General features: G+C 71.4%; 28 protein-coding genes. 15 read left to right on the plus strand and 13 right to left on the minus strand.

The features are described from left to right. Positions 1 to 3 precede the first annotated feature (3 nt). The 3 genes from C8E84_RS15960 to C8E84_RS15970 all read left to right on the plus strand — a co-directional run bounded on the left by C8E84_RS15960 (position 4) and on the right by C8E84_RS15970 (position 1,909). The gene (locus C8E84_RS15960) at positions 4 to 921 is read left to right on the plus strand and encodes a ceramidase domain-containing protein (protein WP_246196984.1); all 918 of its coding nucleotides are present in this window, start codon (positions 4 to 6) and stop codon (positions 919 to 921) included. 132 nt (positions 922 to 1,053) lie between these two features. After that, the gene (locus C8E84_RS15965; RefSeq protein WP_246196985.1) at positions 1,054 to 1,548 is read left to right on the plus strand and encodes an ArsR family transcriptional regulator; all 495 of its coding nucleotides are present in this window, start codon (positions 1,054 to 1,056) and stop codon (positions 1,546 to 1,548) included. Further along, positions 1,538 to 1,909, plus strand: coding sequence for a hypothetical protein (locus tag C8E84_RS15970; protein ID WP_211675632.1), 372 nt, complete (start codon positions 1,538 to 1,540; stop codon positions 1,907 to 1,909). The genes C8E84_RS15965 and C8E84_RS15970 overlap by 11 nt, the downstream gene beginning before the upstream one ends. 111 nt (positions 1,910 to 2,020) lie before the next feature. Here C8E84_RS15970 and aqpZ read toward each other — a convergent pair whose 3' ends face one another. After that, positions 2,021 to 2,836, minus strand: coding sequence for an aquaporin Z (aqpZ, locus tag C8E84_RS15975; RefSeq protein WP_159903694.1), 816 nt, complete (start codon positions 2,834 to 2,836; stop codon positions 2,021 to 2,023). A gap of 128 nt (positions 2,837 to 2,964) precedes the next feature. Here aqpZ and C8E84_RS15980 point away from each other — a divergent pair, with 128 nt between their 5' ends. Then, the gene (locus C8E84_RS15980; RefSeq protein WP_159903696.1) at positions 2,965 to 3,417 is read left to right on the plus strand and encodes a cupin domain-containing protein; all 453 of its coding nucleotides are present in this window, start codon (positions 2,965 to 2,967) and stop codon (positions 3,415 to 3,417) included. Positions 3,418 to 3,487: 70 nt separating this feature from the next. Here C8E84_RS15980 and C8E84_RS15985 read toward each other — a convergent pair whose 3' ends face one another. Next, positions 3,488 to 5,698 carry an NADP-dependent isocitrate dehydrogenase gene (locus C8E84_RS15985; RefSeq protein ID WP_159903698.1) on the minus strand — a complete coding sequence of 737 codons (2,211 nt, stop codon included), beginning with the start codon at positions 5,696 to 5,698 and terminating at the stop codon, positions 3,488 to 3,490. 123 nt (positions 5,699 to 5,821) lie between these two features. Between C8E84_RS15985 and C8E84_RS15990 the strand changes: the two genes are divergently transcribed. Further along, the gene (locus tag C8E84_RS15990) at positions 5,822 to 6,631 is read left to right on the plus strand and encodes an exodeoxyribonuclease III (protein WP_159903700.1); all 810 of its coding nucleotides are present in this window, start codon (positions 5,822 to 5,824) and stop codon (positions 6,629 to 6,631) included. A 91-nt stretch (positions 6,632 to 6,722) separates the two neighbouring features. On the opposite strand, the gene galK is transcribed toward C8E84_RS15990, so the two are convergent. After that, complete coding sequence (galK, locus tag C8E84_RS15995; protein ID WP_159903702.1) at positions 6,723 to 7,901, minus strand: galactokinase; 1,179 nt, start codon at positions 7,899 to 7,901, stop codon at positions 6,723 to 6,725. A gap of 41 nt (positions 7,902 to 7,942) precedes the next feature. Between galK and trpS the strand changes: the two genes are divergently transcribed. The 5 genes from trpS to C8E84_RS16020 all read left to right on the plus strand — a co-directional run bounded on the left by trpS (position 7,943) and on the right by C8E84_RS16020 (position 11,291). Continuing rightward, on the plus strand, positions 7,943 to 9,013 hold the full coding sequence (trpS, locus tag C8E84_RS16000; RefSeq protein WP_159903704.1) for a tryptophan--tRNA ligase: 1,071 nt from the start codon (positions 7,943 to 7,945) through the stop codon (positions 9,011 to 9,013). Positions 9,014 to 9,024: 11 nt separating this feature from the next. Beyond that, positions 9,025 to 9,537, plus strand: a complete 513-nt coding sequence (locus C8E84_RS16005) for a 2'-5' RNA ligase family protein (RefSeq protein WP_159903706.1) — start codon at positions 9,025 to 9,027, stop codon at positions 9,535 to 9,537. 26 nt (positions 9,538 to 9,563) lie between these two features. Next, on the plus strand, positions 9,564 to 10,649 hold the full coding sequence (locus C8E84_RS16010; protein ID WP_159903708.1) for a mannose-1-phosphate guanylyltransferase: 1,086 nt from the start codon (positions 9,564 to 9,566) through the stop codon (positions 10,647 to 10,649). Positions 10,650 to 10,713: 64 nt separating this feature from the next. Beyond that, positions 10,714 to 10,911 (plus strand): ribbon-helix-helix protein, CopG family, encoded by a 198-nt coding sequence (locus C8E84_RS16015; RefSeq protein ID WP_159903710.1) that lies wholly within the window; start codon positions 10,714 to 10,716, stop codon positions 10,909 to 10,911. Then, positions 10,908 to 11,291: a type II toxin-antitoxin system death-on-curing family toxin gene (locus tag C8E84_RS16020; protein ID WP_159903712.1), complete on the plus strand. Its 384-nt coding sequence runs from the start codon at positions 10,908 to 10,910 to the stop codon at positions 11,289 to 11,291. Before C8E84_RS16015 ends, C8E84_RS16020 begins: the two co-directional genes overlap by 4 nt. Positions 11,292 to 11,320: 29 nt before the next feature. Here the strand turns inward: C8E84_RS16020 and C8E84_RS16025 are convergent, their stop codons facing one another. Further along, a complete protein-coding gene (locus C8E84_RS16025; RefSeq protein WP_159903714.1) occupies positions 11,321 to 12,922 on the minus strand; it encodes an ABC transporter permease in 1,602 nt (533 codons plus the stop codon). Then, on the minus strand, positions 12,919 to 13,851 hold the full coding sequence (locus tag C8E84_RS16030) for an ABC transporter ATP-binding protein (RefSeq protein WP_159903716.1): 933 nt from the start codon (positions 13,849 to 13,851) through the stop codon (positions 12,919 to 12,921). The genes C8E84_RS16025 and C8E84_RS16030 overlap by 4 nt, the downstream gene beginning before the upstream one ends. Before the next feature lie 52 nt (positions 13,852 to 13,903). Between C8E84_RS16030 and C8E84_RS16035 the strand changes: the two genes are divergently transcribed. From C8E84_RS16035 to C8E84_RS16050, 4 genes are read left to right on the plus strand one after another with little or no spacing between them, the layout of a single operon-like run. Further along, positions 13,904 to 15,127, plus strand: a complete 1,224-nt coding sequence (locus C8E84_RS16035; protein WP_159903718.1) for an amidohydrolase — start codon at positions 13,904 to 13,906, stop codon at positions 15,125 to 15,127. After that, a complete protein-coding gene (locus C8E84_RS16040; protein ID WP_159903720.1) occupies positions 15,124 to 15,534 on the plus strand; it encodes a cytidine deaminase in 411 nt (136 codons plus the stop codon). Before C8E84_RS16035 ends, C8E84_RS16040 begins: the two co-directional genes overlap by 4 nt. A 12-nt stretch (positions 15,535 to 15,546) precedes the next feature. Beyond that, positions 15,547 to 16,836, plus strand: coding sequence for a thymidine phosphorylase (locus C8E84_RS16045; protein ID WP_159903722.1), 1,290 nt, complete (start codon positions 15,547 to 15,549; stop codon positions 16,834 to 16,836). Next, positions 16,836 to 17,936, plus strand: coding sequence for an adenosine deaminase (locus C8E84_RS16050; protein WP_159903724.1), 1,101 nt, complete (start codon positions 16,836 to 16,838; stop codon positions 17,934 to 17,936). Before C8E84_RS16045 ends, C8E84_RS16050 begins: the two co-directional genes overlap by 1 nt. Here C8E84_RS16050 and C8E84_RS16055 read toward each other — a convergent pair. The 4 genes from C8E84_RS16055 to C8E84_RS16070 all read right to left on the minus strand — a co-directional run bounded on the left by C8E84_RS16055 (position 17,909) and on the right by C8E84_RS16070 (position 20,085). Continuing rightward, a complete protein-coding gene (locus C8E84_RS16055; RefSeq protein WP_159903726.1) occupies positions 17,909 to 18,388 on the minus strand; it encodes an SMP-30/gluconolactonase/LRE family protein in 480 nt (159 codons plus the stop codon). The two genes, C8E84_RS16050 and C8E84_RS16055, sit on opposite strands and share 28 nt — an antisense overlap. Positions 18,389 to 18,410: 22 nt before the next feature. After that, positions 18,411 to 18,566 (minus strand): hypothetical protein, encoded by a 156-nt coding sequence (locus tag C8E84_RS16060; RefSeq protein WP_159903728.1) that lies wholly within the window; start codon positions 18,564 to 18,566, stop codon positions 18,411 to 18,413. Between the two features lie 114 nt (positions 18,567 to 18,680). Further along, complete coding sequence (locus C8E84_RS16065; protein WP_159903730.1) at positions 18,681 to 19,106, minus strand: DUF7919 family protein; 426 nt, start codon at positions 19,104 to 19,106, stop codon at positions 18,681 to 18,683. 154 nt (positions 19,107 to 19,260) lie between these two features. Continuing rightward, positions 19,261 to 20,085, minus strand: coding sequence for an RDD family protein (locus tag C8E84_RS16070; protein WP_246196987.1), 825 nt, complete (start codon positions 20,083 to 20,085; stop codon positions 19,261 to 19,263). A 54-nt stretch (positions 20,086 to 20,139) separates the two neighbouring features. Here C8E84_RS16070 and C8E84_RS16075 point away from each other — a divergent pair, with 54 nt between their 5' ends. After that, on the plus strand, positions 20,140 to 21,138 hold the full coding sequence (locus C8E84_RS16075) for a stage II sporulation protein M (RefSeq protein ID WP_159903732.1): 999 nt from the start codon (positions 20,140 to 20,142) through the stop codon (positions 21,136 to 21,138). Positions 21,139 to 21,263: 125 nt separating this feature from the next. On the opposite strand, the gene C8E84_RS16080 is transcribed toward C8E84_RS16075, so the two are convergent. The 4 genes from C8E84_RS16080 to C8E84_RS16095 are packed head-to-tail and all read right to left on the minus strand — an operon-like array spanning position 21,264 to position 25,481. After that, positions 21,264 to 22,556 carry a DUF58 domain-containing protein gene (locus C8E84_RS16080; RefSeq protein ID WP_159903734.1) on the minus strand — a complete coding sequence of 431 codons (1,293 nt, stop codon included), beginning with the start codon at positions 22,554 to 22,556 and terminating at the stop codon, positions 21,264 to 21,266. Continuing rightward, positions 22,556 to 23,584 (minus strand): AAA family ATPase, encoded by a 1,029-nt coding sequence (locus C8E84_RS16085; RefSeq protein ID WP_159903736.1) that lies wholly within the window; start codon positions 23,582 to 23,584, stop codon positions 22,556 to 22,558. Before C8E84_RS16085 ends, C8E84_RS16080 begins: the two co-directional genes overlap by 1 nt. After that, on the minus strand, positions 23,581 to 24,846 hold the full coding sequence (locus C8E84_RS16090; protein ID WP_159903738.1) for a DUF4350 domain-containing protein: 1,266 nt from the start codon (positions 24,844 to 24,846) through the stop codon (positions 23,581 to 23,583). The genes C8E84_RS16085 and C8E84_RS16090 overlap by 4 nt, the downstream gene beginning before the upstream one ends. Then, positions 24,843 to 25,481, minus strand: coding sequence for a DUF4129 domain-containing protein (locus tag C8E84_RS16095; RefSeq protein ID WP_159903740.1), 639 nt, complete (start codon positions 25,479 to 25,481; stop codon positions 24,843 to 24,845). Before C8E84_RS16095 ends, C8E84_RS16090 begins: the two co-directional genes overlap by 4 nt. Positions 25,482 to 25,484: the final 3 nt, after the last annotated feature.

Below are 25,484 nucleotides of genomic sequence, written 5' to 3' on the forward strand. Positions count from 1 at the left end.
CACGTGACGAGCCAAGCGCCGGGCGGGCGCGATCCACGACCGGTGGTCGCCACCGACCCGCGCCGGACGGGCGGCAGCGGCCGTCGTCGACCCGGCGCGCGCGACCTCCGGCCGCTCCTCGTCGCGGGCCTCACCGCGGTGATCTCGCTCTCCCTCGTCCTGGCCGCCGCGCGGTTCGGATGGCTGGGCCCCGACGTCGGCCGCGGTGACGGTTTCTGCGAAGCGGCCCGCCCGGGTTGGATCCGTCAACCCGCCAACACGTGTAGCAACCTGGCCTTCGTGATCGCCGGGCTCGCCGTGGCCTGGTATGCCGCGGACCGCGTGCGGCTCGGCCTCACGCTGGGTGCCCACCCGGGTCTGGCCACGGCCTATGCCGTCCTCGTCGTGCTCCTCGGCCCGGGCAGCATGGCCATGCACGCGACCCAGAGCGACCTCGGGGGCCACCTCGACCTGCTCAGCATGTTCCTCGTCAGTGGTTTCGCCCTGGCCTACGCCCTGATGCGGTTCCTGCACCGTGGCCCGGGTCTCATGGCCGCCGTGTTCGTCGTCGCCGTCGTCCTGGGAATGGCCGTGCACCTGCGAGGCGGCAGCGTCGCCGTGCTCGGCCACCTCGGCAATGCTGCCTTCGCCGCGCAGCTCTGGGTGGCCGTGGGGCTCGAGGTGGCCCTCATCCGGCGTCGCTCACCCCGCCAGGACGTCTGGTTCGGTCTCGCGTCGCTGGCCACGCTCACCCTGGCCTTCGTGATCTGGACCACCGGCCAGCGTGACCACGCGTGGTGCAACCCCGACACCCTGCTCCAGCAGCACGGCGCCTGGCACGTCCTGTGTGCGGTCGCGGCCTACCTGCTCTTCCGCCACTACGCCGCCGAGCGGGCCGCTGGCATTCCGGATGCCGGGAATCGCGGTGCACAGCGACAGTGACACTTTCTATAAACTGTGAATATACTTGCTTTCATGAAAGTAAGACCGTCGGCACTCCTGCCCATCCTCCGTTCGGATGCCACAGGAGACGTGCTCGCCCGTCTCTACCTCGACCCGGGCCAGCGTTGGACCGTGACCGCACTGGCCTCCGCAACGTCGGTTTCGGTCCCTACGGTGACGCGCGAGCTTGATCGCATGGTCGCCGCGGGCATGGTGACCGAAGAGCGCGTGGGCCGTACTCGTCAGGTCAGCGCCAACTCTGACACCTCCCTCTTCGCGCCATTGCGCGAGCTCGTCCTGCGCACCTACGGCCCCGTCCCGGTGCTCGAGGACGAGCTAAGCGATGTGCACGGGGTGGAGCAAGCTTTCATCTACGGATCGTGGGCGGCGAGAAGGCAAGGCGCCGAAGGTCCGGAACCCCACGACGTCGACGTCCTCATCGTGGGCGCTCCAGATTCAGATGATCTTTTCGATGCTGCCGAACGGGCCAGGCGGCGACTTGGTCGCCCCGTGAGTATTCGCAGGGTGTCTCGCGAGGTGTGGGAGGTCCACAACCCCAAGGACCCCTTCCTTGTGCAGGTGAAGGCGAGCCCGCTCGTCGCGTTGACGCTGGGTCGTGAGCTATGACCTGGGCGAAGGGGCAGGACATCATCGACGAACTCGTCGGCTTGAGACGGTTGCAGCGCGTCACGGCTTCGAGGGAGAGCGCGCTCGAAAGGCGCTGGCGGCCGTCCTTGAGGCACAAGGCCTTCGAGCGACAGCGACTGGGGGCCACGTAGTACTCCAGGACGCCATGGAGGCACAGTTCGAGCCGCCTCTCGGTCACCTGTTCAAGCCGTTCAATCGGATGAGGATGCGGCGGAACCAGGCGGAGTACGCCTCCATGGACAACCCGGAGGTGACTGCAGAAGAGGTGTTGGCCGACCTCGTCAAGGCGCGTGGGCTGGTCGAGGACTTTGCGGCCAAGGCCATCGACCTCGTTTCCTGAGGACTCGACCTGCGTCGCCACACTTCGAGTCCGACGACGCAGTAGCGTCCGGCATCCTGGCGGTCCGAACCGCCACGATCCCGGACGCTACGACAAGGTCCGAGCGAGGGGTCAGCGGGCCGCGTTGGGGTCCACGCCCTCAGCGACCGTGACGTCGTCGGCGTCGATCTCGCCGGAGATGTCGCGGTCACGACGGTCGACCCCGGTGACGAGGTGGAACGTCGCGCCGGCGATGGCCGCACCGATGATCGGCGCCAACCAGAACACCCACAGCTGCCCGGGTGCGCCCGCCCCGTTGAAGAAGGCGACGCCGGTCGATCGGGCCGGGTTGACCGAGGTGTTGGAGATCGGGATGGAGATGAGGTGGATGAGCGTCAGTGCCAGACCGATGGCCAGCGGGGCGAAGCCCGACGGGGCGCGGGAGTCGGTCGCCCCGAGGATGACGTAGAGGAAGAACGCGGTGAGCAGCGCCTCCGCGCAGAACACGGCGACCAAGCCGTACCCACCGGGGGAGTTCTCGCCGTAGCCGTTGGCGGCCATCCCCCCGGTCACCGAGAAGCCGGGCTTGTCACGGGCGATGGCCCACAGCGCCAGGCCGGCGAGGAGGCCGCCGGCGACCTGGGTGACGACGTAGGCCGGCACGTCCTTCCACTCGAAGCGCTTGGCCACGGCGACACCGATCGTCACCGCGGGGTTGAAGTGCGCGCCGGACACGTGACCGACGGCGTAGGCCATCGTGACCACCGTCAGACCGAAGGCCAGGGCCACCCCGAGGAACCCGATGCCGGCCTGGACCGACTGACCGGCCACGACGTTCGGGACGAGGAACAGGGCCGCGAAGATGGCCGAGCCGCAGCCGCCGAAGACGAGCCAGAACGTTCCGAGGAACTCCGCGCCGAGGCGCTGAACCATGCTGGGTGAAGTCATGGCGACGATCTTCCCACCTGCGTCGCAGGGCCACCGGCGACTCGCCGGATGATGAGCGGGCGGGACCCCACCTCGATATGTTTGGGGTGGGCCTCTCGGCCCGACCGCACCGACCCAGGAGAGCACCCATGACCGACCACGGCCCCCACCCGTTCGTCACCGACATCGAGGCCGCGACGCTCGGCAACAACGCCTTCCGCTCCACGCTCTGGACGGGCAAGCACCTCCAGCTCACCGTGATGTGCCTACAGCCCGAGGAGGAGATCGGCCTCGAGGTCCACCACGACATCGACCAGTTCATCCGGGTCGAGGGCGGCCGCGGGCAGGTCGTCATGGGCCTCACGCGCGAGGACCTGTCCTTCACCCGGGACGTCGCCGACGACGACGTCGTGCTCGTCCCGGCGGGCTCCTGGCACAACGTGGTCAACACCGGCGACGAGCCGCTGCGCCTGTACTCCGTGTACGGCCCGGCCGAGCACCCGCACGGCACGATCCACGTCACGAAGGTGGAGGCGGACGCCGACGAGCACGACCACCACCACTCCGCCACCGACCACCCGCGGGTCTCCCGCGAGATCTGACCCGAGAACGACGAAACGGTCCGCGGATGCCGTGGCACGGCATCCGCGGACCGTTTTGGTCGCGCGTCGGTCAGGCGAGCGAGGCGAGGATGCCGTTGAACGTCGCCGAGGGGCGCATCACGGCTGAGGCCTTGTCGGCGTCGGGCCGGTAGTAACCGCCGATGTCGGCGGGTGAGCCCTGGACGGCGATGAGCTCTGCGTCGATGGCGTCGGCGTTGGCGATCAGTTGCGCGCTGACGTCGGCGAACCGGGCGGCGAGCTCGGCGTCCTGCGTCTGCTCGGCGAGCTCCTGCGCCCAGTAGCGGGCCAGCCAGAAGTGGCTGCCGCGGTTGTCGATCTGACCGACCCGGCGGGCGGGTGACTTGTCCTCGTTGAGCAGGCGCTCGGTGGCGCGGTCGAGGGACTCACCGAGCACTCCGGCGCGGGCATTGCCACCGGTCGCCTCGTGGCGGAAGCTCTCGGCCAGTGCGAGGAACTCACCGAGGCTGTCCCAGCGCAGGTAGTTCTCGGCCGTCAGCTGCTGCACGTGCTTGGGGGCCGAGCCGCCGGCGCCGGTCTCGAACAGGCCGCCGCCGTTCATCAGCGGGACGACCGAGAGCATCTTGGCGCTCGTGCCCAGCTCGAGGATCGGGAAGAGGTCGGTGTTGTAGTCGCGCAGCACGTTGCCGGTGACCGAGATGGTGTCCTCACCGCGGCGGATGCGCTCGATGGACAGCGCGGTGGCCTCGATCGGGGACATGATCCTGATGTCGAGACCGTCGGTGTCGTGGTCGGCCAGGTAGGTCTCGACCTTGGCGATGAGGTTGCGGTCGTGGGCGCGGGTCGGGTCGAGCCAGAAGATGGCCGGGGTGGCCGAGGCACGAGCGCGGGTGACGGCGAGCTTGACCCAGTCGCGGATCGGGGCGTCCTTGGTCTGGCAGGCGCGCCAGATGTCGCCCGGTGCGACGTCGTGCGACATGAGCACCGTGCCGCTGCCGTCGACGACCTCGACGCGACCGGCATCCGAGATCTCGAAGGTCTTGTCGTGGCTGCCGTACTCCTCGGCCTTCTGGGCCATGAGGCCGACGTTGGGCACCGAGCCCATCGTGGTCGGGTCGAAGGCGCCGTTGACGCGGCAGTCGTCGATGACGGTCTGGTAGACGCCGGCGTAGGAACTGTCGGGGATGACGGCGAGGGTGTCGGCCTCAGCGCCGTCGGGGCCCCACATGTGGCCGGAGGTGCGGATCATCGCCGGCATCGAGGCGTCGACGATGACGTCGCTCGGCACGTGCAGGTTGGTGATGCCCTTGTCGGAGTTCACCATCGCCAGGCGCGGGCCGTCGGCCAGGCCCTGCTCGATGGCGGCCCTGATCTCGTCGCCGTTGGGGAGGGCGGCCAGGCCGTCGAGGATGCCGCCGAGGCCGTTGTTGGGGGACAGGCCGGCCGCGTCGAGGTCGGCGCCGAAGCGCTCGAAGACCTCGGGGAGGAAGGCACGCACGACGTGGCCGAAGATGATCGGGTCGCTGACCTTCATCATCGTGGCCTTGAGGTGCACGGAGAACAGCACGTCCTGCGCCTTGGCGCGGGCGACCTGCTCGCGCAGGAAGGCGCCGAGAGCGGCCACGCGCATGACGGTGGCGTCGACGACCTCACCCTCAAGGACCCCGAGGGCGTCCTTGAGCACGGTGCTCGTGCCGTCGGTGGCGACGTGGCGGATGGTCAGCCGGTCGTTGCCGGCGAGCACCACCGACTGCTCGTTGGAGCGGAAGTCGTCGACGCCCATGGTGGCGACGTTGGTCTTGCTGTCGGTGCTCCAGGCGCCCATCGAGTGGGGGTGGCTGCGGGCGTAGTTCTTCACCGCGGCGGGTGCGCGCCGGTCGGAGTTGCCCTCGCGCAGAACGGGGTTGACGGCGCTGCCCTTGACCTTGTCGTAGCGCACGCGGATGTCGCGCTCCTCGTCGCTCTGGGGGTCGTCCGGGTAGTCGGGCAGGGCGAAGCCCTGGGACTGCAGCTCGGCGATGGCGGCCTTGAGCTGGGGCATCGACGCCGAGATGTTCGGCAGCTTGATGATGTTGGCCTCGGGGGTGGTCGCGAGCTCACCGAGCTCGGTGAGGGCGTCGCCGACGCGCTGCTCCTCGGTCAGGTGCTCAGGGAAGAGGGCCAGGATGCGACCGGCCAGCGAGATGTCGCGCGTCTCGACGTCGACACCTGCGGTCGAGGCGAAGGCCTGCACCACCGGCAGGAACGAGTACGTGGCCAGCATCGGGGCCTCGTCGGTGAGGGTGTAGAAGATCGTTGCCATGGGTGCCTCGTTGCTCCTCGCTGGTGCCGGTTATCTTGACGTCAAGACAAATTCTACCGGATCGGCGGGGTGTGCGCCTGCCCCGGTTCCGCCGTCGCTGAGGGCGCTTGCCACGATGTCCCCGTGCTCCTCGTCTCCGCCAACGTCAACGGCATCCGTGCCGCCGTCCGCCGGGGTGGCCTGGCCTGGCTCGAAGCCGCCGCCCCCGACGTCCTGACCCTGCAGGAGGTGCGCGCCTCGGACGCCGAACTGCGCGCAGCCCTGGCCGGTTCGGTGTTCGAGGGCTGGCACGTCGCGCACAGCGTGAGCGGGGCCAAGGGGCGGGCCGGCGTCGCGGTGCTCAGTCGCACCGAGCCCGTCGCCGTGCGCGAATCGGTGGGGATGCCGGGTGGCGAGTTCGACGGCGCCGGCCGGTGGGTCGAGGCGGATGTCGTGGTCGGGGAGTCGGTGGTGACGGTGGCGTCGGCCTACGTCCACACCGGTGAAGCGGGCACGCCGCGGCAGGACGAGAAGATGCGCTTCCTGTCAGCGATGACCCAGCGGCTGAGGGAGTGGACGGACGATGGCCGGCACGCCGTGGTGACCGGCGACCTCAACGTCGCGCACACCGCCGATGACCTGAAGAACTGGAAGGGCAACCGGGGCAAGGCCGGCTTCCTGCCCGAGGAGCGGGCGGTGTTCGACACGTGGTTCGACGGGCTCGGGGTGGTTGATGTCCACCGGCGGCTGCACGGGCCGGGGCCGGGGCCGTACACGTGGTGGTCGTGGCGGGGTCAGGCCTTCGACAACGACTCCGGCTGGCGGATCGACTACCACCTGGCCTCGGCGCCGCTCGCGCAGCGGGCCGTTCGTGCCGAGGTCGGCCGGGCACCGTCATATGCCGAACGCTGGAGCGACCACGCGCCGGTCAGCGTTCAGTACGACCTGCCCTGACCCCGTGTCCCTGACCCCCCCTTTCGCGGAATGTGGGTGAAGATCGTCGTCCGGGCGGCGATCTTCACCCACGTTCGGGAGTGATCACAGGTCAGGCGTCGCGGTGGGCTGAGTCGCCCGCGGTCACGGCGAAGGATGCCGGGGCGTGCCACCCGCGCTCGGCGAACGCCTGCGCGATCGCAGCGACGGCGGTGTCGACGGCATCCGCGGGCAGGAGCGCGATGCTCGAGCCCCCGAAACCGCCACCGGTCATCCGCGCCCCGAGGGCACCCGCCGAGCGGGCCGCCTCGACCGAGACGTCGAGCTCGGCGCAGCTGACCTCGTAGTCGTCGCGCAGGGAGGTGTGCGACTCGTCGAACAGGCGCCCCACTTCGGCCAGGTCACCCTCGCGCAGGGCGGCCACCGTGGCCTGCACCCGAGCGATCTCGGTGACGACGTGCCGGGCCCGCCGGCGCAGGACGTCGTCGGGCAACGCGGCAAGTGACGCCTCGAGGCCCCGCGGGTCGACGTCACGCAGCGAGCTCACCCCGAGGGCAGCCGACGCGGCATCGCACGAGGCGACGCGCTGCGCGTACTGGCCGTCGTTGAGCGAGTGCTCGGCGCGGGTGTCGGTGACGAGCAGGACGTGCCCGGCCACGGCATCCGACCCCTCCCCGCCGCCGAGGACGAACGGGACGTGCTCGGTGGCGCCGGTGCGGCAGTCGAGCAGCAGGGCGTGGTCGGCGCGGCAGAGCAGGGATGCCGACTGGTCCATGCCGCCGGTCGGGGCACCGGCGACGTCGTTCTCGGCGCGCACGCAGGCCGCGGCGAGGCGGGCGCGCGAGGCGTCGTCGGCGAGCAGGCCCAGCCCGAACAGGTCGCTGGCCGCCGCCCCCACCGCGCACTCCAGTGCCGCCGAGCTCGACAGGCCGGCGCCGACCGGTACCTCGCTGTCGACGGTGACGTCCAGGCCGCGCACGTCGTGACCGTCCTGCGCCAGCGCCCAGAGCACGCCGGCGACGTAGGCCGTCCACCCCGCCGGGCTGCCCGGCCCGACGCTCGCCAGATCGACCTCGACGGTGGCGCCGGCCTGGGCCGAGTGCACGCGCAGGAGGCGGTCGGCGCGCGGCGAGCATGCGGCATACGTGCGCTGTGGCAGGGCCATCGGCAGCACGAGCCCGTCGTTGTAGTCGGTGTGCTCGCCGATGAGGTTGACCCGGCCGGGGGCCGACCAGACACCCTTCGGGGGTCGGCCGAACACCTCGAGGTGGATGCCGCTAGCTGGCGTCATGCGCGTGAGTCTAGGGGCGCTGCCCCTGACACAATGAGCCTATGTCTACTCCTGCTTCGCCCGCTTCCGCACGCCCGCGCATCCTCTCCGGGATGCAGCCGACGAGCGAATCCCTGCACCTCGGCAACTACCTCGGTGCCCTGGTGAACTGGGTCGGGCTGCAGCAGGACTTCGACGCCTACTTCTTCGTGGCCGACCTCCACGCGCTCACGGTGCCGACCGACCCCGACGTGCTGCGCCGCCGCACGCGGGTCACAGCTGCCCAGTTCATCGCCGGCGGTGTCGACCCGCAGACCTCGGCCGTGTTCTGCCAGAGCCACGTGGGCCCGCACCCCGAGCTGGCGTGGGTGCTCGCCTGCCAGACGGCCATGGGCGAGATGAACCGCATGACGCAGTTCAAGGACAAGACGGCCAAGGGGCACAACGCCAACGTCGGGCTGTTCACCTACCCGGTGCTCATGGCCGCGGACATCCTCATGTACGACGCGGCGTTCGTCCCCGTCGGTGAGGACCAGCGCCAGCACCTGGAGATCACCCGCGACCTCGCCGAGCGGATGAACGCCCGGTTCGGCGACGTGCTCACCGTGCCCGAGGCGTACATCCTCAAGGAGTCGGCCAAGATCATGGACCTCCAGGAGCCGACGTCGAAGATGAGCAAGTCCGCGTCGAGCGACAAGGGCATGCTCGAGCTCATGGACGACCCGAGCCGGCTGGCCAAGAAGATCCGTTCGGCCGTCACCGACACCGAGGCCGTCGTGCGCTACGACCCCGAGACCAAGCCCGGGGTGTCGAACCTGCTCGTCATCCACTCGGTGCTGTCGGGCACGTCGATCCCGGCGCTCGAGGACGAGTTCGCCGGGCGCGGCTACGGCGACCTGAAGAAGGCCGTTGCCGACGTCGTCGTCGAGGCCGTGACCCCGTTCCGCACGCGGATGACCGAGCTGCTCGACGACCCTGCCGAGCTTGACCGCATCCTCGCCAGCGGTGCGGAGCGGGCTGCCGTCGTCGCCGACGCGACGATGTCGCGCATCCGGGATGCCGTGGGGCTGCTGCACCCTGCCGGGGCGGCCGTCGCCCTGGCCGGGTCCTCGGCAGCCGTCGCAGCGGAGTAGGGTCCAGCCCCATGCCGAACCATGGCGTTGCCGTCACCATCCCCGAGCCGTGGGCGACGACTCTCCAGTCCGCCCGTGAGGCCGTCGGCGACACGATGGCCTCTGCCATCCCGCCGCACGTCACTCTCCTTCCCCCGACCGCGATCCACCCTCCGCAGATGCCGTCCTTCCTGAAGCACCTGAGCGCGATCACCGAGTCGGTGGCGCCGTTCGAGATGGTGCTCTCGGGCACGGGGACCTTCCGCCCCGTCTCGCCCGTGGTGTTCGTGCAGGTCTCTCGGGGGATCGGTGAGTGCGAGGCGCTCGAGCTCGCCGTGCGCTCCGGGCCGATCGAGCGCCTGCTCGACTTCCCGTACCACCCCCACGTGACGATCGCCCACCACCTGGGCGAGGAGGCACTCGATCGGGCCTTCGACGAGCTGGCTGACTTCCGCTGCCGCTTCCCGGTCACCTCGGTCGAGCTCTACCACCACGACGACGACGAGGTCTGGCGGGTCGTCGACAGCTTCCCGCTGCGCGGCTGAGCGCGCGCCGCGTAACCTCGCATCCCATGTCCACCATCCCCGGCTTCTGGGCCGTCGTGCCCGCAGGTGGTGCCGGCACGCGCCTGTGGCCGCTCAGTCGCGCCGCGCACCCCAAGTTCCTCCTCGACCTCACCGGGAGCGGGCGCACGCTGCTCCAGGCGACGGTTGAGCGGCTCGAGCCGCTGACCGGCGACCGGGTGGTGGTCGTGACCGGTGCGCCCCATGCGGATGCCGTGCGGGCGCAGCTTCCCGCCCTGGCCGGCGACCAGGTGCTCGCCGAGCCGTCACCACGCGACTCGATGGCGGCGATCGGTCTGGCCGCTGCCGTGATCGAGCGCCAGGACCCGCAGGCCGTGATCGGCTCGTTCGCGGCCGACCACGTCATCCCCGACACCACCGCCTTCGAGAGCGTGATCCGGGAGGCCGCCGAGGTGGCACGCGAGGGTCACCTCGTCACGATCGGCATCGAGCCGACGTCACCAGCCACGGGCTTCGGCTACATCCGGGCGGGGGAGGCGCTGGCGGGGTTCGCCACCGCGCTTCGGGCCGTCGAGTTCGTCGAGAAGCCGGATGCCGTGCGGGCGGCGCAGTACGTCGCCTCCGGAGAGTTCCGCTGGAACGCAGGGATGTTCGTGGTCAAGGCCGCGACGCTGCTCGACCTGTTGGCGCAGTGGCATCCCGAGCTGGCCGCTGGGGTGCGCGCCATCGCGGCCTCGCCCGAGCGCCTCGACGAGCTGTGGCCGGCGCTGACGAGGATCGCCATCGACCACGCGGTCGCCGAGCCGGCCGCGGATGCCGGTCACGTCGTCGTCGTCCCGGCCCCGTTCTCCTGGGACGACGTGGGCGACTTCGCCAGCCTGGCCGAACTGCTGCCTCCCGTCGAGGGGGAGCCCGGCCTGCGGGTGCTCGGCTCGGTCGACGACGTGACGACGATCGAGGCCTCCGGGGTCGTCGCAGCAGCCGGTGGCCGCCGCGTGGCCGTGGTGGGGCTCGAGGACGTCGTCGTCATCGACACCCCGGATGCCGTGCTCGTCACCACCCGCTCGCGGGCGCAGGACGTCAAGGCCGTCGTCGACGCGCTCAAGGCGCAGGGCCGAACCGACCTCACCTGACGGCGGGCCACAACCAATGCCGCGCCCACCACCGATTTCGGTACCGCGATGGTACCGTTCTGGCATGGCCATGAATCTCAGATTGACCGACGCCGAGAGCGATGCCCTGCGCGCCAAGGCGGAGCAGGAAGGCCGCTCGATGCAGGAGGTCGCGCGAACCGCGATCAGCCAGTACGTCACGGACCGACCCCAGCGACTGCTCAACGCGATCGATCGGGTGCGTACCGAGGATCGCGAACTGCTCGAGCGCCTCAGCAGGTGAGCCGCGACGAGGTCGACTTCCTCTCCCTCGAGGACGTCCTGGAGATCGCGTCGGGGGTGATGGACGAGGTGGCCGTGCGCGACCCCGGGTTGCTGGCTGCAGCCGTGGCGCGCCCCCGGATGAGCGTCTTCGGCGAGGACGCGTACCCGACCTTCGAGGACAAGGCGGCCGCGCTGCTCCACTCATTGGTGCGCAACCATGCACTGGTCGACGGAAACAAGCGCCTCGCGTGGTCGGCGACGCGCGTCTTCTGCCTGCTGAACGACGTTGACCTGACGTACACGGTTGACGACGCCGAAGCGATGGTGCTCGAGGCAGCCGCCGGCCACCGTGACGTCAGGCAGATCACGCAGTGGCTGACGGCCCACCGCATCACGTGATCAGTGGTGTCGAGCCCGGGCAAGTCACCTCACACCGCGTCGCGGCGGCGGTAGGCCGCCCATCCGGCGGCGATCAGCGCCGCCGCGATCAGCGTGAGCCACACCGCTGGAACGGGCTCGAACTCGCCACCCGGCAGCTGTGACAGGTGCGCGAATGGGGACGCGTCGATCACCCACGACGGCAGGTTCATCGTCGTGCCCAGTTCGCCCACGACAAATGCCACGAGCAGCACCCCCCACGCGAGCGGCGCGACCCGGGGGAGGGCCCCGCACAAAAGCGCCGCCACTCCCACGACCACCCAGATCGCCGGAACCGTCGACAGCGCTGCTCCCACTGCCGCCCCCACCGACGGAGCGAGCGGGGTCACCGCCGAGCCAACGACGCCGAGGACGAGCCCGAACAGGGCCATCAACGCGGTGACCAGTACGAGCGAGACCGCCACGTGAGCGGCATACCAGCGCGTGCGACTGACCGGGGTGGTGAGCACGACCTCACCGAGCCCGCCGCGTTCGGCCCCCACCAGGCGCAGCAGCAGGGCCACGCCGGCTGCCGCGACCGCGACGGCGACGAACCGCACCTCCGTCGCGACGAAGATGTCCTCGATGGTGCCCGCCGAACCGCCGAGCTGGCGCAGGAACTCCTGGATGACCTCGTCATCGGCCAGATCCGCGACCGAGCCGAGCAGTGACCCGATGGCCACGGCTCCCAGGGTGATGCCGATGCTCCAGCCGATGATGGTCCCTCGGGCGAGTCGGGTGACGAGCCCCAGCGGAGAGGCCAGCAGCGCACCGGCCTTTGACGGGCCGCTGCGTGCCGGGATCAGCCCGGCACCGAGGTCGCGCCGGTCCAGCACCGCCAGGCCCACCCCGACACCGAGCGCCAGGGCGCCGAGGCCGAGCAGCAGCACCCACTGGCGGTTTGCCCCGTAGGCCTCCACGCGCCCCGCCCAGCCCAAGGGCGACAGCCAACCGAGAGCGTGCAGGAGCGTCCCGGCATCCGCCGAGTCAGCGACGGCGCGCAACGCGTACGCCGCAGCGAGGAATCCGAACCCCAGGCCGGCCGCGCCGCGCGATGTCGACGCCAGCTGCACCGCCACGGCGGTGACCCCCACGGTCGCCAAGCCTGCCGAGAGCCACGCGACGGCGAAGGCGGTGCTCCCGGCACCGTCCATGCCGAGTGCGGCCAGACCAGCCGCAGACAGGGCGCTCGCCGCCACGACGGCGATGACGGCCAGGGCCGCGGCTGCAGCGAGCGGCGACCAGCGGCCGACGACACCGGAACCCACGAGCTCGTGCCGCCCTTCGTCCTCCTCGGTGCGGGTGTGTCGCCGCACGACGACGAAGCCGAGCACGGCCGTGAGGAAGGCCCCCATCATGACCGTCTTGAACACGGCCAGGGCGTCGGCGGTCTGCGACGCCAGCGGTCCGTACATCGCGATCACCGAAGGATTCGTGAGGATTCCGGCGAATCCGGTCGCCGCTGCCTCGTCGTCGGGGTAGAGGGCCAGCGTCGCCTGCGCCGAGCCGACCGACAGGGCGACGAGCCCGAGCACGCTCGCCGGCACGAGGATGCGGTCGCGCCGCCACGCGAGTCGGAACAGCTCGGGTGCGCCGGCCAGCCGGGTGGTCATGGCGACGGTTCTCGATAGCGCGCGAGGAAGAGCTCCTCGAGCGTCGGCGGCTGGCAGGTCAGGGTCAGCACCCCTCGGCGACCGAGGTGCTCCACGAGGTCACCGAGGTGGGCGGAGTCCACCGAGCAGCGCAGCTCGACGCCGGCGTCGTCGCCCGACGCGCTGCTCTCGAGGTCGACGTCGTGGATGCCGGCCCACCCCGCGACCTCGGCCGGCGTCACCGCGTCGCGCAGCACGGCGTGCACCCGCGTACGGGTCAGGTGACGCAGGTCGGCGAGGCTGCCACTGTCGACGATCCTGCCCGAGCGCACGATGCTGACCCGGTCGCAGGCCCGCTCCACCTCGCTGAGGATGTGGCTCGACAGCAGCACGGTGCGGCCCCGCGCCCGAAGGTCCGAGAGCTCTGCCTGGAAGACCTCCTCCATGAGGGGGTCCAGACCCGATGTCGGCTCGTCGAGGATGAGCAACGGGGCATCGCTGGCCAGCGCCGCGACGAGCGCCACCTTCTGCCGGTTGCCCTTGGAGTAGGCGCGCCCCTTCTTCGTCTCGTCGAGCTCGAAGCGCCCGACGAGACGGCGGCGACGGGCGTCGTCTATGCCGCCGCGCAGCCTTGCGAGCAGGTCGATGACCTCCCCGCCACTGAGGGTCGGCCACAGCACGACGTCCCCGGGAACGTAGGCGATGGAGCGGTGCAGCTCGGTCGCGTCGCGCCAGGGGTCCCGGCCGAGGACGGATGCCGTGCCGCCGTCGGAGCGCAGCAACCCGAGCAGGACACGGATCGCCGTGGACTTGCCCGACCCGTTCGGCCCGAGGAAGCCGTGCACCTCACCGTTGGCGACGGTGAGGTCGAGTCCGTCGAGGGCCCGCGTGCGGCCGAACGCCTTTCGCAGGCCGGTCGTGCGGATGACATCGACGTCGGACGTCGCCATGCCCCCCTACGCTACGCCCGCCCTCGTCGGACGTGGATACACTCGGCTTCCTATGAACGACGATGCCCTCCTCGCCGCGCTCGGCGAGCGCATCTCCGCACTCGCACCCGCACTCATCGACATCCGGCGTGACCTGCACGCCCACCCCGAGTTGTCGCGCGAGGAGACGCGCACGACGCAGTCCGTGGCCGACCACCTCACCGCCGCCGGGGTGCGCGTTCGCCTGCTGCCCGGAACCGGTCTGCTCGCCGACGTCGGGCCTTCGGATGCCGTGCACCGGGTCGCGCTGCGCGCGGACATGGACGCCTTGCCGGTTCGCGAGCGCACCGGCCTCGACTTCGCCTCCACCACGCCCGGTGTGTGCCACGCCTGCGGGCACGACGTGCACGTCACGGCGCTCATCGGGGCTCTGCTGGCACTGGCCGCCAACGAGTCGGCGCTCACCGAGCGTGGTGTCGCTGTTCGTGGCATCTTCCAGGCGGCCGAGGAGATGATCCCCGGCGGTGCCCACGACGCCATCCTCGCCGGGGCCCTCGACGGGGTCGACGCGGTCTTCGCGGTGCACTGCGACCCCAGCCTCGACGTCGGACAGGTGGGCCTTCGCGAGGGGCCGATCACCGCGGCCTGCGACCAGGTGGCGGTCTCCCTCCACGGCCGCGGCGGACACACCTCCCGCCCGCAACTGACCGAGGACCTCACCTACGCGCTCGCCAAGGTCGTCACCGACGTGCCCGCCGCGCTCTCCCGCCGGCTGGACCCCCGCGCCGGGGCCGCCCTGGTGTGGGGCACGATCACCGCCGGCCGCGCCCCCAACGTCATCCCGTCGACGGGTGAGTGCACCGGCACGCTGCGCATGCTCGACGCGCACGCCTGGCTCACCGTCGGCCCGCTGCTCGAGGAGATCGTCCACGGGGTCGTCGCTCCTTACGGGGTGCAGGCCAAGGTGGAGCGGGTCAAGGGGGTGCCGCCCGTCGTCAACACCAGCGACGGCATCCAGTCGTTCCGCCTCGCTGCCCTCGCCGGCGCCATGGTCCCCGTCTCCACGACCCAGTCGCTCGGTGGCGAGGACTTCTCCTGGTACCTCGCGCAGGCACCCGGCGCGATGGCTCGCCTGGGCACCCGCACCCACGGGGGGCCCACGTTCGACCTGCACCAGGGTGACCTCGTCGTCGACGAGGACGCCATCGCGCTCGGCGCCCGCCTCCTGGCATCGGTGGCGATCGTCTGGCACACCGACGCGAACCGTCGCGCCCTCGACCCGCTGGAGACCACATGAGCACCGCCGACGTCGACTGGGACGCCCTGCACGCCGAGGCCGTGCGGATGACGACCCTGGCCTACGCCCCCTACAGCCAGTACCGCGTCGGGGTCGCAGGCTTCGTCGAGGACGGCCGGATGGTCTCCGGGTGCAACGTCGAGAACGCCGGCTACGGGGTGACCCTGTGCGCCGAGTGCGGCATGGTGTCGCAGCTGCACGCCACCGGCGGCGGCCTGCTGACCGCGGTCTACTGCGTCGACGGCGCTGGCCAGGCCCTGATGCCGTGCGGCCGCTGCCGCCAGCTGCTCTGGGAGAACGGCACCCCGCAGACCCTGCTCATGACCCCGCTCGGCGTGCTGCCGATGGAGCAGGTCCTGCCCCAGGCATTCGGCCCCGAGCACCTGAAGAAGGGTGCCCGGCCCTGACATGATGGCCCGATGACCGAATCCTTCGATGCCGTCGACGTCATCACCACCAAGCGGGACCGCCACGAGCTGTCCGACGACCAGATCCGTTGGGTCATCGACGCGTACACGCGCGGCGTCGTGGCCGACGAGCAGATGAGCTCCCTCGCCATGGCCGTCCTGCTCAACGGCATGACCCGACGTGAGATCGCGACCTGGACCGCGGCGATGATCGCCAGCGGTGAGCGGATGGACTTCTCCGCCCTGTCGCGACCCACCGCCGACAAGCACTCCACGGGCGGGGTCGGCGACAAGATCACCCTGCCGCTGGCACCACTGGTCGCCGTGTTCGGCGTCGCCGTGCCGCAGCTGTCGGGGCGCGGCCTCGGCCACACCGGTGGCACGCTCGACAAGCTCGAGTCGGTCGCTGGATGGCAGGCCGCCCTGTCCAACGAGGCGATGATGCGCCAGCTCGAGGACGTCGGTGCGGTCATCTGCGCCGCCGGGTCGGGCCTGGCTCCCGCCGACAAGAAGCTGTACGCGCTGCGTGACGTCACTGGCACCGTCGAGGCCATCCCGCTCATCGCGAGCTCGATCATGAGCAAGAAGATCGCCGAGGGCACGGGTGCCCTGGTGCTCGACGTCAAGGTCGGCAGCGGCGCCTTCATGAAGAACCGCGAGGACGCCACTGAGCTCGCCCGCACGATGGTCGACCTCGGCACGGATGCCGGCGTGAACACCGTCGCCCTCCTCACCGACATGTCGGTCCCCCTGGGCCTCACGGCGGGCAACGCGCTCGAGGTCCGCGAGTCGGTCGAGGTGCTCGCCGGTGGCGGGCCCGCCGACGTCGTCGAGCTCACCGTGCGCCTGGCGGAGGAGATGTTGGATGCCGCGGGTCGCGGTGGTCAGGACGTCGCCGCAGCGCTGAAGGACGGTCGCGCGATGGACGCCTGGAAGGCGATGATCTCCGCGCAGGGCGGTGACCCGGACGCCCCGCTGCCGACGGCCAGGGAGACGCAGGAGGTGCGGGCCACGGCATCCGGCGTGCTGTCCGGTCTCGACGCGTACGCCGTGGGTGTCGCCGCGTGGCGCCTCGGCGCGGGCCGGGCCCGCAAGGAGGACCCGGTGCAGGCCGGCGCCGGCATCGAGATCCACGCCAAGCCCGGCGACGAGGTCCGCGAGGGTGACGCGCTGCTCACGCTGCACACCGACACTCCCGAGCGCTTCGAGCGTGCCGTCGCCGCCCTCGACGGCGGCATCACCATCGCGCCGGCCGGCACCTCGGTCGAGCGCCCGCCCATCGTCATCGACAGGATCGCTTGATGTCCTCCGCGGTTGCCCTGACTCCCTCCATCGTCGCCCGCGCCCCGAAGGCGCTGCTGCACGACCACCTCGACGGCGGGCTGCGGCCGCAGACCATCGTCGACCTGGCCGCGGAGAGCGGTTACGACGGGTTGCCCACGACGGATGCCGTCGAGCTGGGGCAATGGTTCCTGGACTCCGCGGACTCGGGCTCCCTGGTGCGCTACCTCGAGACGTTCTCGCACACCGTGGCGGTGATGCAGACGCGTGAGCAGCTCGTGCGGGTCGCCCGCGAGTGCGCGCTCGACCTCGCCGCTGACGGTGTCGTCTACGCGGAGTCGCGGTTCGCTCCCGAGCAGCACCTGGCCGGCGGGCTCTCGCTCGAGCACGTCGTCGAGGCGGTGCTCGAGGGGTTCGCGCAGGGGCAGCAGGAGGCGGCCGCGGCCGGCACGCCGATCCGGGTCGTCACGCTGCTCACGGCGATGCGCCACGCCGCCCGCAGCCGCGAGATCGCCGAGCTGGCCGTGCGCTACCGCGATCAGGGCGTCGGGGGTTTCGACATCGCCGGTGCCGAGGCCGGGTTCCCTCCCACCCGCCACCTCGACGCCTTCGAGTACCTGCGTCGCGAGAACGCCCACTTCACGATCCACGCGGGTGAGGCCTTCGGGCTGCCCTCGATCTGGGAGGCCATCCAGTGGTGTGGCGCAGATCGGCTCGGGCACGGCGTGCGGATCGTCGACGACATCGAGACGGGGGCGGACGGCATCCCCGTTCTCGGTCGGTTGGCCGCCTACGTGCGCGACATGCGCATCCCGCTCGAGATGGCGCCGAGCTCGAACCTGCAGACCGGGGCCGCCGAGTCGATCGCGGCGCACCCGATCACCCTGCTGAAGAACCTGCGCTTCCGGGTGACGATCAACACCGACAACCGGCTCATGAGTGGCACGTCGATGACCCGCGAGATGCAGCTGCTCGTCGACGAGGCCGGTTGGACCATCGAGGACCTGCGCTGGGCGACGATCAACGCGATGAAGTCGGCGTTCCTGCCGTTCGACGAGCGGCTGGAGATCATCGAGCACGTCGTGAAGCCCGGCTACGCAGCCCTGGGCGCCCGCGCCTGACCGACGTCGGCGTGCTCGGCCACCGGCATCAGCGGGGCCACGACGAACACGCCGCCGTCGCGCCCGGTCAGGACGGCCTGGATGCCGCCGGGACGCGAGATGACCAGCCGGGCCTCGCCGCCCGCGGCCGGGACCATCCAGAGCGCGGCGACCGGGTCGTCGCCGTCGCCGTCGGGGTCGGGACGGGCCGAGACGAAGTACAGGTTGCCCTCGGCGTCGAAGGCCGCCCCGGACTCGCCCTTGGCCGAGCGGGTGACGCGGCGCGCGGGCGCCTCGCCGGCCGGGTCGAGCTCCCAGACCGCGTTGGCGTAGCGGGTCTTCTTGGCGTCCAGCGTCGAGACGATCGTGGCCAGCCGCTTGCCGTCGCGACTCAGCGCCAGCCCGTTCACGCGCGGGTAGGCGATGAAGTGCTGCAGGTCGTGGAACGGGGTCTCAGGGCGTCGTCGACTCATGCGGCCCATCCTGCCGCGTGGGTCAAGCCTGCGGCGGGAGTTGCTGCTCGACGGGGAACGCGGACGAGGCCAGCGTCACCGACCCGTCGGCCTTGCCCACGATGACCGGCCCGTTCCCCAGCAGGCCGGCCGTGAAGTCGCCGGTCAGGGACGCGCGCGTGTTGTAGCGAAGACCCACGCGGTCGGGTACTCGGTGCACGAGGCGATCACGATCTCGTGGGCGTGGACGGGTTGGACGTTCTCGGCCAGGTGGCGCCGAGCAATGTCGAAGGCATCCTGCAGGGCAACGCGTTCATGGCCGCCCCATCGGTGTCGAGAGCGCCGCCACCACCTCATCCGGGGGAAGGTAGCCGTGTTCGGCGACGTAGTGCAGCACCAGGTTCGGTGCCACCCAGCGTCGCCCACCTGCCATCACCTCGATGCTGGCGCTGCCGAGGTGGAGCGTGTCTCCCTGCTGCGTCGTGTACTCGGTGGGGTGGAAGTCGGGCGACCACGGGCCGACTTCCGCGGGCGCCGGGCGGGGACAGAAGGCGCAGGTGTGGAAGCCGCGAGTGCGGTCGATGGGGCTCCGGGCGGCCTCCTCGAGCCCGCGCCTCACCTCCGGTGGGCAGGGGGCCTCCCGGAACGGGTGTCGCGGGTCGAGCCAGCCGAAGGCCAGCGTGTCCTTCTGCCAGGGCCACTTGCGTGGCGTGAGCACCGACTCGTCCTCGTGGTACATGGGACTCCTCTCAGGGCAGCAGGGGGTAGTTGCGGCACGCCGCCCAGTCGTACGTACCCCCATTGGGGGTGATCAGGTCCGCCAGGGACGTATTGCACTGCAGCCACCTACCGGCGACCCCCGGCGGGTTGCTGCAGTGCAATACGTCGCGGAGTTAGCGCGTGAGGGGGTCTGCCGGCAGGACGCGGCCGCGCAGCTGCTCCTCGCGCCAGAGGCGGTCGAGGTCGCGGCGACGCCGCTGCGCGACGATGGCCGACAGGACCACCTCGGGATGGAACCCGGGCGGCGGTTGGGGCGCGACGTAGGCCAGGGTCGAGGCCAACAGGTCGACCCCGAGGGTGTGGCGCGAGGCCGGTGACAGACCCGGTGCCCGGGCCAGGAACTGCCGAATGGCGACGGTCAGGCCGGAGGGCAGGGCGGCGATGTCTGCCGACAGGGCCCAGGGCATCAGGGCCGGCGGCATCGGCGGGGGAGGGGTCAGGCGCAGCGCCGCCCGCTGGGAGATGACGATGGTGCCGGCAGCCATGTCGCCGAGCCGCTTGGCGCGCGGGTGCACCATCGACGCGATGACGGCTGGGACACCCAACAACAGGTAGATCTCGACGTAGCCCACGAGGCCACGGACGAGGGCGTGCCGGAAGGTCGTCGGGCCGCCGTCGTCGCGCAGGGTGCGCAACCCGAGAGCCATCCGCCCGAGGCTGCGTCCACGTGTCAGGGTCTCGACCGCCGTCGGGAGGACGATGAAGGCCAGGACGCTGAGCCCGATGAACAGGATCCCGATCACGGCATCCGACACACCGCCCGCGACGAAACCGATCGCGAACACCCCGGCGATCAGGACCACGAGCGTGACGACGACGTCGATGGCCCCGGACGCCATGCGGGCGGCGACGCTCGCGACCGGCACCTCGACGGCCACGCCTTCGCCGGTGATCATGTCGTCCCCGGCGTAACTGCGGTAGCCCCCCGGATCGCTCACCTGCCGATGCTAACCCGACCGGCGCCGCCGGGCCCCGGCAGTTAGTCTTCACGGGTGGATCTCGACGCCTACCTCATGGTGCACCAGCCCCAGTGGAAGCGCCTCGAGGAGCTGTCCGGCCGTCGGCGTCTCAGCGGGGCCGAGGCCGATGAGCTGCTCGACCTCTACCAGCGGGTGTCGACCCATCTGTCGGTCGTGCGGTCCGGCAGCCCCGACCCGTCGGTCGTCAGCTACCTGTCCTCCGTGCTGGCCCGGGCCCGGGTCGCCTCGGCCGGAGCGCGCACCTCGACCTGGTCGGACCTGTTGGCGTTCTTCACCCACACGTTCCCGGCGGCGCTGTACCGCACGCGCTGGTGGTGGCTCACCACGACCCTGGCAAGCGTCGCGCTGGCCGCGTTCGTGGCGTGGTGGGCCATCGACAACCCGCAGGTGTGGAGCAATCAGCTGACGCCTGCGGAGATCGAGGCGTACGTCGGCACCGACTTCGAGAACTACTACTCCGAGTACCCGCACGCCGAGTTCGGCACGCTCGTGTGGTTCAACAACGCCCGGGTCGCGGCACTGTGCATCGCGCTCGGGGTGCTCGGGCTGCCCGTGCTCTACGTGCTGGGCGCGAACGTCGTCAGCGTCGGGGTGGCTGCCGCCCTGATGATCAGCAACGACCGCGGCGCCCTGTTCTTCGGCCTGATCCTGCCGCACGGTCTGCTCGAGCTCACGGCCGTCTTCGTGGCGGCGGGAATCGGGTTGCGGCTGTTCTGGTCGTGGGTCGACCCCGGGCCGGTGAGCCGGCTCGAGTCGTTCGCGGCGGCAGGCCGCACGGCCATCGCGATCTCGCTCGGGCTCGTCGTCGTGCTGTTCGTGAGCGGTGCGATCGAGGGTTTCGTCACGCCATCCGGGTTGCCCACGTGGGCGCGCATCCTCATCGGGGTGGTCGCCGAGGCGCTCTTCTTCGCCTACGTGTTCGTGGTCGGGCGGGCCGCCGTGGCGCAGGGGGCCACGGGTGACGTGATGGCGCGCGATGCGGGTGACGTCGCTCCCGTCACCGCCGCCTGATCGGCATCCGAGCCCGTCGAGAGTAGGCGAATCGCCGTTCGTACCTGCGCCTTCGCGGCGATTCGCCTACTCTCGACGGGGGGTGCGGGGGTGCCCAGGTGGTCCGAAGTGCTGGATGCAGATCGTCAGAGCAGGCCCTGGCGCTTGAGCATGAGGTAGTGGTCGGCCAGCCGCACCGGCAGCTCGTCGGGCCCGACGTCGATGACATCGACCCCCAACTGCTCCAGCGCGGATGCCGTGCGGCGGCGCAGCGCCACCGTGCGTTCCGCGGCGGCTGCGTCATAGACCTCGGACGTCGTGGAGCGTGCGGCTGCCATCCCCACGAGCGCCGGGTCGCTCACCGAGGCGACGACCACCCGGTGGTGGGCCGCAAGGGCGGGCAGCACGGGGAGCAGTCCTTCCTCGATGGCCGCGGACTCCAGCGACGTGATGAGCACGACGAGCGCCCGGTGGGTGCCCAGTCGCACCACCTCGGTGGCCAGGGCTCGCCAGTCGGCCTCGACCAGCCGGGATTCGACCGGGGCGAGGGTGCTGATCGTGTCGTGCAGCAACCGGGCGCGGTCGGTGCCGCTGATCCGGGCGTGGACGACCCGGTCACCGGCCAGCACCTGCACCCGGTCGCGAGCGTGACCGGCCAGCGCAGTGAGCAGCAGCGTGGCATCCATCGCGGCATCCAGGCGGGGTGCGTCACCGATGCGCCCGGCGCTCGTGCGTGAGGTATCGAGCACGATGATGACCCGCCGGTGCTGCTCGGGTTGCCAGGTGCGCACGACGAGGTGCTGGCGCCGAGCCGTGGCCCGCCAGTCGATCGAGCGCACGTCGTCGCCCTCCACGTACTCGCGCAGGCTGTCGAACTCGGTGCCCTGGCCGCGGGTCCGCACCGCCGCCCGGCCGTCCAGCTGGCGAAGGACCGCCAACCGGCTCGGGAGGTGGCGCCGCGACGGGAAGGCATGCAGGGCTCGGAACGAGCCGGGCACGGGGAACGAGCGCTGCCGGGCCGCCAGCCCGAGCGGGCCGCGCAGCCGAACCGTCACCCGGTCGGCGTTGCGATCACCGCGCCGGGTCGGGGCGAACATGGTGGTCAACCGAACCCGTTCGTGAGGCGGCACCGCGAGGTCGTGCACGGCATCCACCGCCCCTGCCGACGGAGGCCACGCGTCCCGCAGCTGACCACGAACCCCGCGGCCGGAGGTGTTGGTGATCCACAGGGTGCTGGTCGTCCGTTCGCCGAGTCGAACCTGGGTCGGCGCGCTGCGCACGATGTCGAGCACCCCCGGACGGCTCGCCAGCAGCACGTCGAGCGCGATGAGCAGGGCGACGGCGAGCAGCCACCAGCGCACCGTCGCGCCGCTCGGCCAGACGGCGACCGGTGCCAGCCCCAGCAGGACCAGCACGACCGAGCGCCAGGTGATCGCCATCAGCGGGGGACGGGCACCGAACCGAGGGCACTGTCGAGCACCGCACTGACGCCGACGCCCTCGAGCTCGGCCTCGGGGCGCAGCGACAGCCGGTGCGCCAGCGTCGCGTGCGCGAGGGCCTTGACGTCGTCGGGGGTGACGAACGTGCGCCCGGCCAGCCAGGCCCACGCCCGGCTCGTCGCCATGAGCGCCGTGGCACCACGGGGGGACACGCCCAGGGCCAGCGACGGCGAGACCCGCGTCGCCCGGGCGATGTCGACGATGTAGGCAGCCACCTCGTCGGAGATGGAGACCGCGCGCACCGCTGCGACACCGGCATCGAGGTCGGCGACGCTGGCGACCGGGCGGATGCCGGCCGCGGCCAGGTCGCGTGGGTCGAACCCGTTCGCGTGGCGCCGCAGCACCTGCACCTCGTCGTCGCGGCCGGGCAGGGGCAGCACGACCTTGAGCAGGAAGCGGTCGAGCTGCGCCTCGGGGAGCGGGTAGGTGCCCTCGTACTCGACGGGGTTCTGGGTCGCGGCCACCATGAACGGGTTCGGCAGCGGGTGGGGGTGGCCGTCGACGCTGACCTGGCGCTCCTCCATCGCCTCGAGCATCGCCGACTGCGTCTTCGGGGGAGTGCGGTTGATCTCGTCGGCGAGCATGAGGTTGGTGAAGACCGGCCCCGGGCGGAAGGTGAAGTCGCTCTCGCGGGCGTCGAAGACCAGCGAACCGGTGAGGTCACCGGGCATGAGGTCAGGGGTGAACTGCACCCGCCGCGTCTCGATGTCGAGCGAGGCGGCGAGGGCGCGCACCAGCAGCGTCTTGGCGACACCAGGCACCCCTTCGAGCAGGATGTGGCCGCGACACAGCAGGGCGACGAGCAGCCCGGCGACCGCGGCATCCTGCCCGACGACGGCCTTGGCGACCTCGGCGCGCACGGCGAGCAGGGCCGCGCGGGCGCCCTCGGCGCTCACCGGGTTCGTGGCGCTCGCAGGGTTCTCGGAGCCTGACGGGCGCCAGGCGTCGGCGTGTGGTGAGTCGGTCATGGGTGGTGGGCCCTCTCCTCGAGGTCGGTGAGCTGCTGGGCGAGGTGGATCAGGGCCGCGTCGTCCTGGGGCGCAGGCCCGAACAGGATGCCAGCGACTTCGTCGGTCGGGCGACCGGTCGCGACGGCCACGGCAGGAACGAGGCCCGCCGGGCCGGCGCCGGGGGAGACGGCGAGCCGACGGCCGAGGCGTTCAGCCGTGGCGGCCCGCAGCACGGCGGCGGCCCGGCCGGGGTCACCGGCTCGGCGGTACAACCGTCCGCGGCTCTCGGTCGTCTCGATGGCCCGCACGACGACGGGCAGTGGTTCGCGCACGAGCCGCCCGAGGCGGCGTCCGCGCACCAGAGCGAGGGCGAGAATCGCGACCGAGACGATGGCGAGGGCAGACCCGGTCCACGCCGGCCACACATCCTCCGGCCGCTCGCCGCCAGCGAGCGCGAGATCCTGGGCTCCGGGGTGGTACCAGACCAGGCGCGGGGACGAGCCGAGCGCGCGCACCGCGGTGCCGGCATTGCTGTTCTCGGCGATGTACTCGTTGCTCCACGAGGACCCGAACCCGATCAGGACGACGTCCGGTGCTGTCGCGGTGCCCCCCAGCTCGACCATGCCGGAGCCGTGGACACCACCGGGGGCGGGCTCGCCGGTCAGGCTCTCGGGGTCGGGCAGGGCGAAGCAGGTCCGCACCCCGCTCGCTCCGTCCTCGACGAGGTAGCGGCTCTCGGTGACCGAGACGACGTCACTGTCACGGGCGATGCTCGAGGAGCAGCGCGCCACGAGGTCGCCGGCAGAACCGCCGAACGCTCGCACGGGCAGCCCGAGCTCGTCGAGGTGGTCGTTGTCCACCCCGAGCAGGACGAGCCGACCGGCCGTGGTCGTCGCCTCGCGCAGACCTGCGGTGGCTCCCGGACCGAGGTTGGCGGGGTTGCTCATCACCACCGTGGTGTCGGCGTCGGGGCTGAGCGCCTCGAGGTCTGCGACCGAGCGGACGACCTCGACGTCGACGCCCTGCTCGCGCAGCACCTCGACGAGCGCTCGTGCCCCGTTCGGGCGTGGGCTCTGCGGGTCCAGCGGCTCTCCCGGCCGCTGGGCCGTGAGGGCCAGGAGGGCGATGAGGGTCAGACCGAGCGTCACGGCGAGGGCGTAGGCGCCCATTCGACGACGTCGCCGTGCGCGCGGCGCCGCTGCACGCGGCATCCCACCGGCGTCGCCAGCCGAGAGGACGTCGGCGGGCGCGGACTGGGTGGTGGGGGCGCCGGCGGTCATCGGCCGGCCCCGGCCTGCGAGGGCACCTCGGGGAGCACGGGCCGGGTGGTGGCCAGCGTGGTGTCGAGGGCGACCAGGTCGCGAGCGGCCTCGGGAGCGGCGGCCCGGCGCCCGTAGAGCACGGCGTCGAAGGTGTCGGCAGCATCGCGCAGGCGATCGGCGGATGCCGGGAAGGCGGGTGCCAGCGCGATCGCCACCTCGTGGGCGGTGCGGCCGGGCAGGTCGTCGAGCAGGGTGCGCTCGACGGCCGAGCGGGCAATGGCGCGGTAGGACTCGACGACTGCCGTGGCGTGATCGCCCGCTGCCAGCGCCCGGGCAGCCTCGGCCCGGTGTTCGGTGGCCGTGCGCGTCGGGCCGTCGAGGACGCCGTGGGGTCGGTCGACCGTCATGCGACGCTCGGCCCGCACCGAACGCGCCACCACGAGGGCGAGCACGGCCAGGGCGATGCCGATCGCCACGGCGATCAACCACGCGGGCAGGCTGCCTGACCCGGTGCTGGACAACAGCTCCATGAGCCAGTTCTGCAGGCGTTCCAGCAGGCTGCGGTCGTCGCGGTAGATGCCCTTGCTCAGCTCGTTCTCGAGCCAGGTCCGCGCCTCGGGGGACGTGGGGTCGAGCGGTGGATCGAGGCGCACGGG

The sequence above is a fragment of the Ornithinibacter aureus genome (genome assembly GCF_009858245.1).
Lineage (GTDB): Bacteria > Actinomycetota > Actinomycetes > Actinomycetales > Dermatophilaceae > Fodinibacter > Fodinibacter aureus.

What these genes read in the sequence shown, in the direction of transcription:
- aqpZ (WP_159903694.1), bottom strand. Translation starts at nt 2,836, where the DNA reads ATGACTTCACCCAGCATGGTTCAGCGCCTCGGCGCGGAGTTCCTCGGA.
- C8E84_RS15980 (WP_159903696.1), top strand. Translation starts at nt 2,965, where the DNA reads ATGACCGACCACGGCCCCCACCCGTTCGTCACCGACATCGAGGCCGCG.
- C8E84_RS15985 (WP_159903698.1), bottom strand. Translation starts at nt 5,698, where the DNA reads ATGGCAACGATCTTCTACACCCTCACCGACGAGGCCCCGATGCTGGCC.
- galK (WP_159903702.1), bottom strand. Translation starts at nt 7,901, where the DNA reads ATGACGCCAGCTAGCGGCATCCACCTCGAGGTGTTCGGCCGACCCCCG.
- trpS (WP_159903704.1), top strand. Translation starts at nt 7,943, where the DNA reads ATGTCTACTCCTGCTTCGCCCGCTTCCGCACGCCCGCGCATCCTCTCC.
- C8E84_RS16005 (WP_159903706.1), top strand. Translation starts at nt 9,025, where the DNA reads ATGCCGAACCATGGCGTTGCCGTCACCATCCCCGAGCCGTGGGCGACG.
- C8E84_RS16010 (WP_159903708.1), top strand. Translation starts at nt 9,564, where the DNA reads ATGTCCACCATCCCCGGCTTCTGGGCCGTCGTGCCCGCAGGTGGTGCC.
- C8E84_RS16015 (WP_159903710.1), top strand. Translation starts at nt 10,714, where the DNA reads ATGGCCATGAATCTCAGATTGACCGACGCCGAGAGCGATGCCCTGCGC.
- C8E84_RS16025 (WP_159903714.1), bottom strand. Translation starts at nt 12,922, where the DNA reads ATGACCACCCGGCTGGCCGGCGCACCCGAGCTGTTCCGACTCGCGTGG.
- C8E84_RS16030 (WP_159903716.1), bottom strand. Translation starts at nt 13,851, where the DNA reads ATGGCGACGTCCGACGTCGATGTCATCCGCACGACCGGCCTGCGAAAG.
- C8E84_RS16035 (WP_159903718.1), top strand. Translation starts at nt 13,904, where the DNA reads ATGAACGACGATGCCCTCCTCGCCGCGCTCGGCGAGCGCATCTCCGCA.
- C8E84_RS16040 (WP_159903720.1), top strand. Translation starts at nt 15,124, where the DNA reads ATGAGCACCGCCGACGTCGACTGGGACGCCCTGCACGCCGAGGCCGTG.
- C8E84_RS16045 (WP_159903722.1), top strand. Translation starts at nt 15,547, where the DNA reads ATGACCGAATCCTTCGATGCCGTCGACGTCATCACCACCAAGCGGGAC.
- C8E84_RS16050 (WP_159903724.1), top strand. Translation starts at nt 16,836, where the DNA reads ATGTCCTCCGCGGTTGCCCTGACTCCCTCCATCGTCGCCCGCGCCCCG.
- C8E84_RS16055 (WP_159903726.1), bottom strand. Translation starts at nt 18,388, where the DNA reads ATGAGTCGACGACGCCCTGAGACCCCGTTCCACGACCTGCAGCACTTC.
- C8E84_RS16065 (WP_159903730.1), bottom strand. Translation starts at nt 19,106, where the DNA reads ATGTACCACGAGGACGAGTCGGTGCTCACGCCACGCAAGTGGCCCTGG.
- C8E84_RS16080 (WP_159903734.1), bottom strand. Translation starts at nt 22,556, where the DNA reads ATGGCGATCACCTGGCGCTCGGTCGTGCTGGTCCTGCTGGGGCTGGCA.
- C8E84_RS16085 (WP_159903736.1), bottom strand. Translation starts at nt 23,584, where the DNA reads ATGACCGACTCACCACACGCCGACGCCTGGCGCCCGTCAGGCTCCGAG.
- C8E84_RS16090 (WP_159903738.1), bottom strand. Translation starts at nt 24,846, where the DNA reads ATGACCGCCGGCGCCCCCACCACCCAGTCCGCGCCCGCCGACGTCCTC.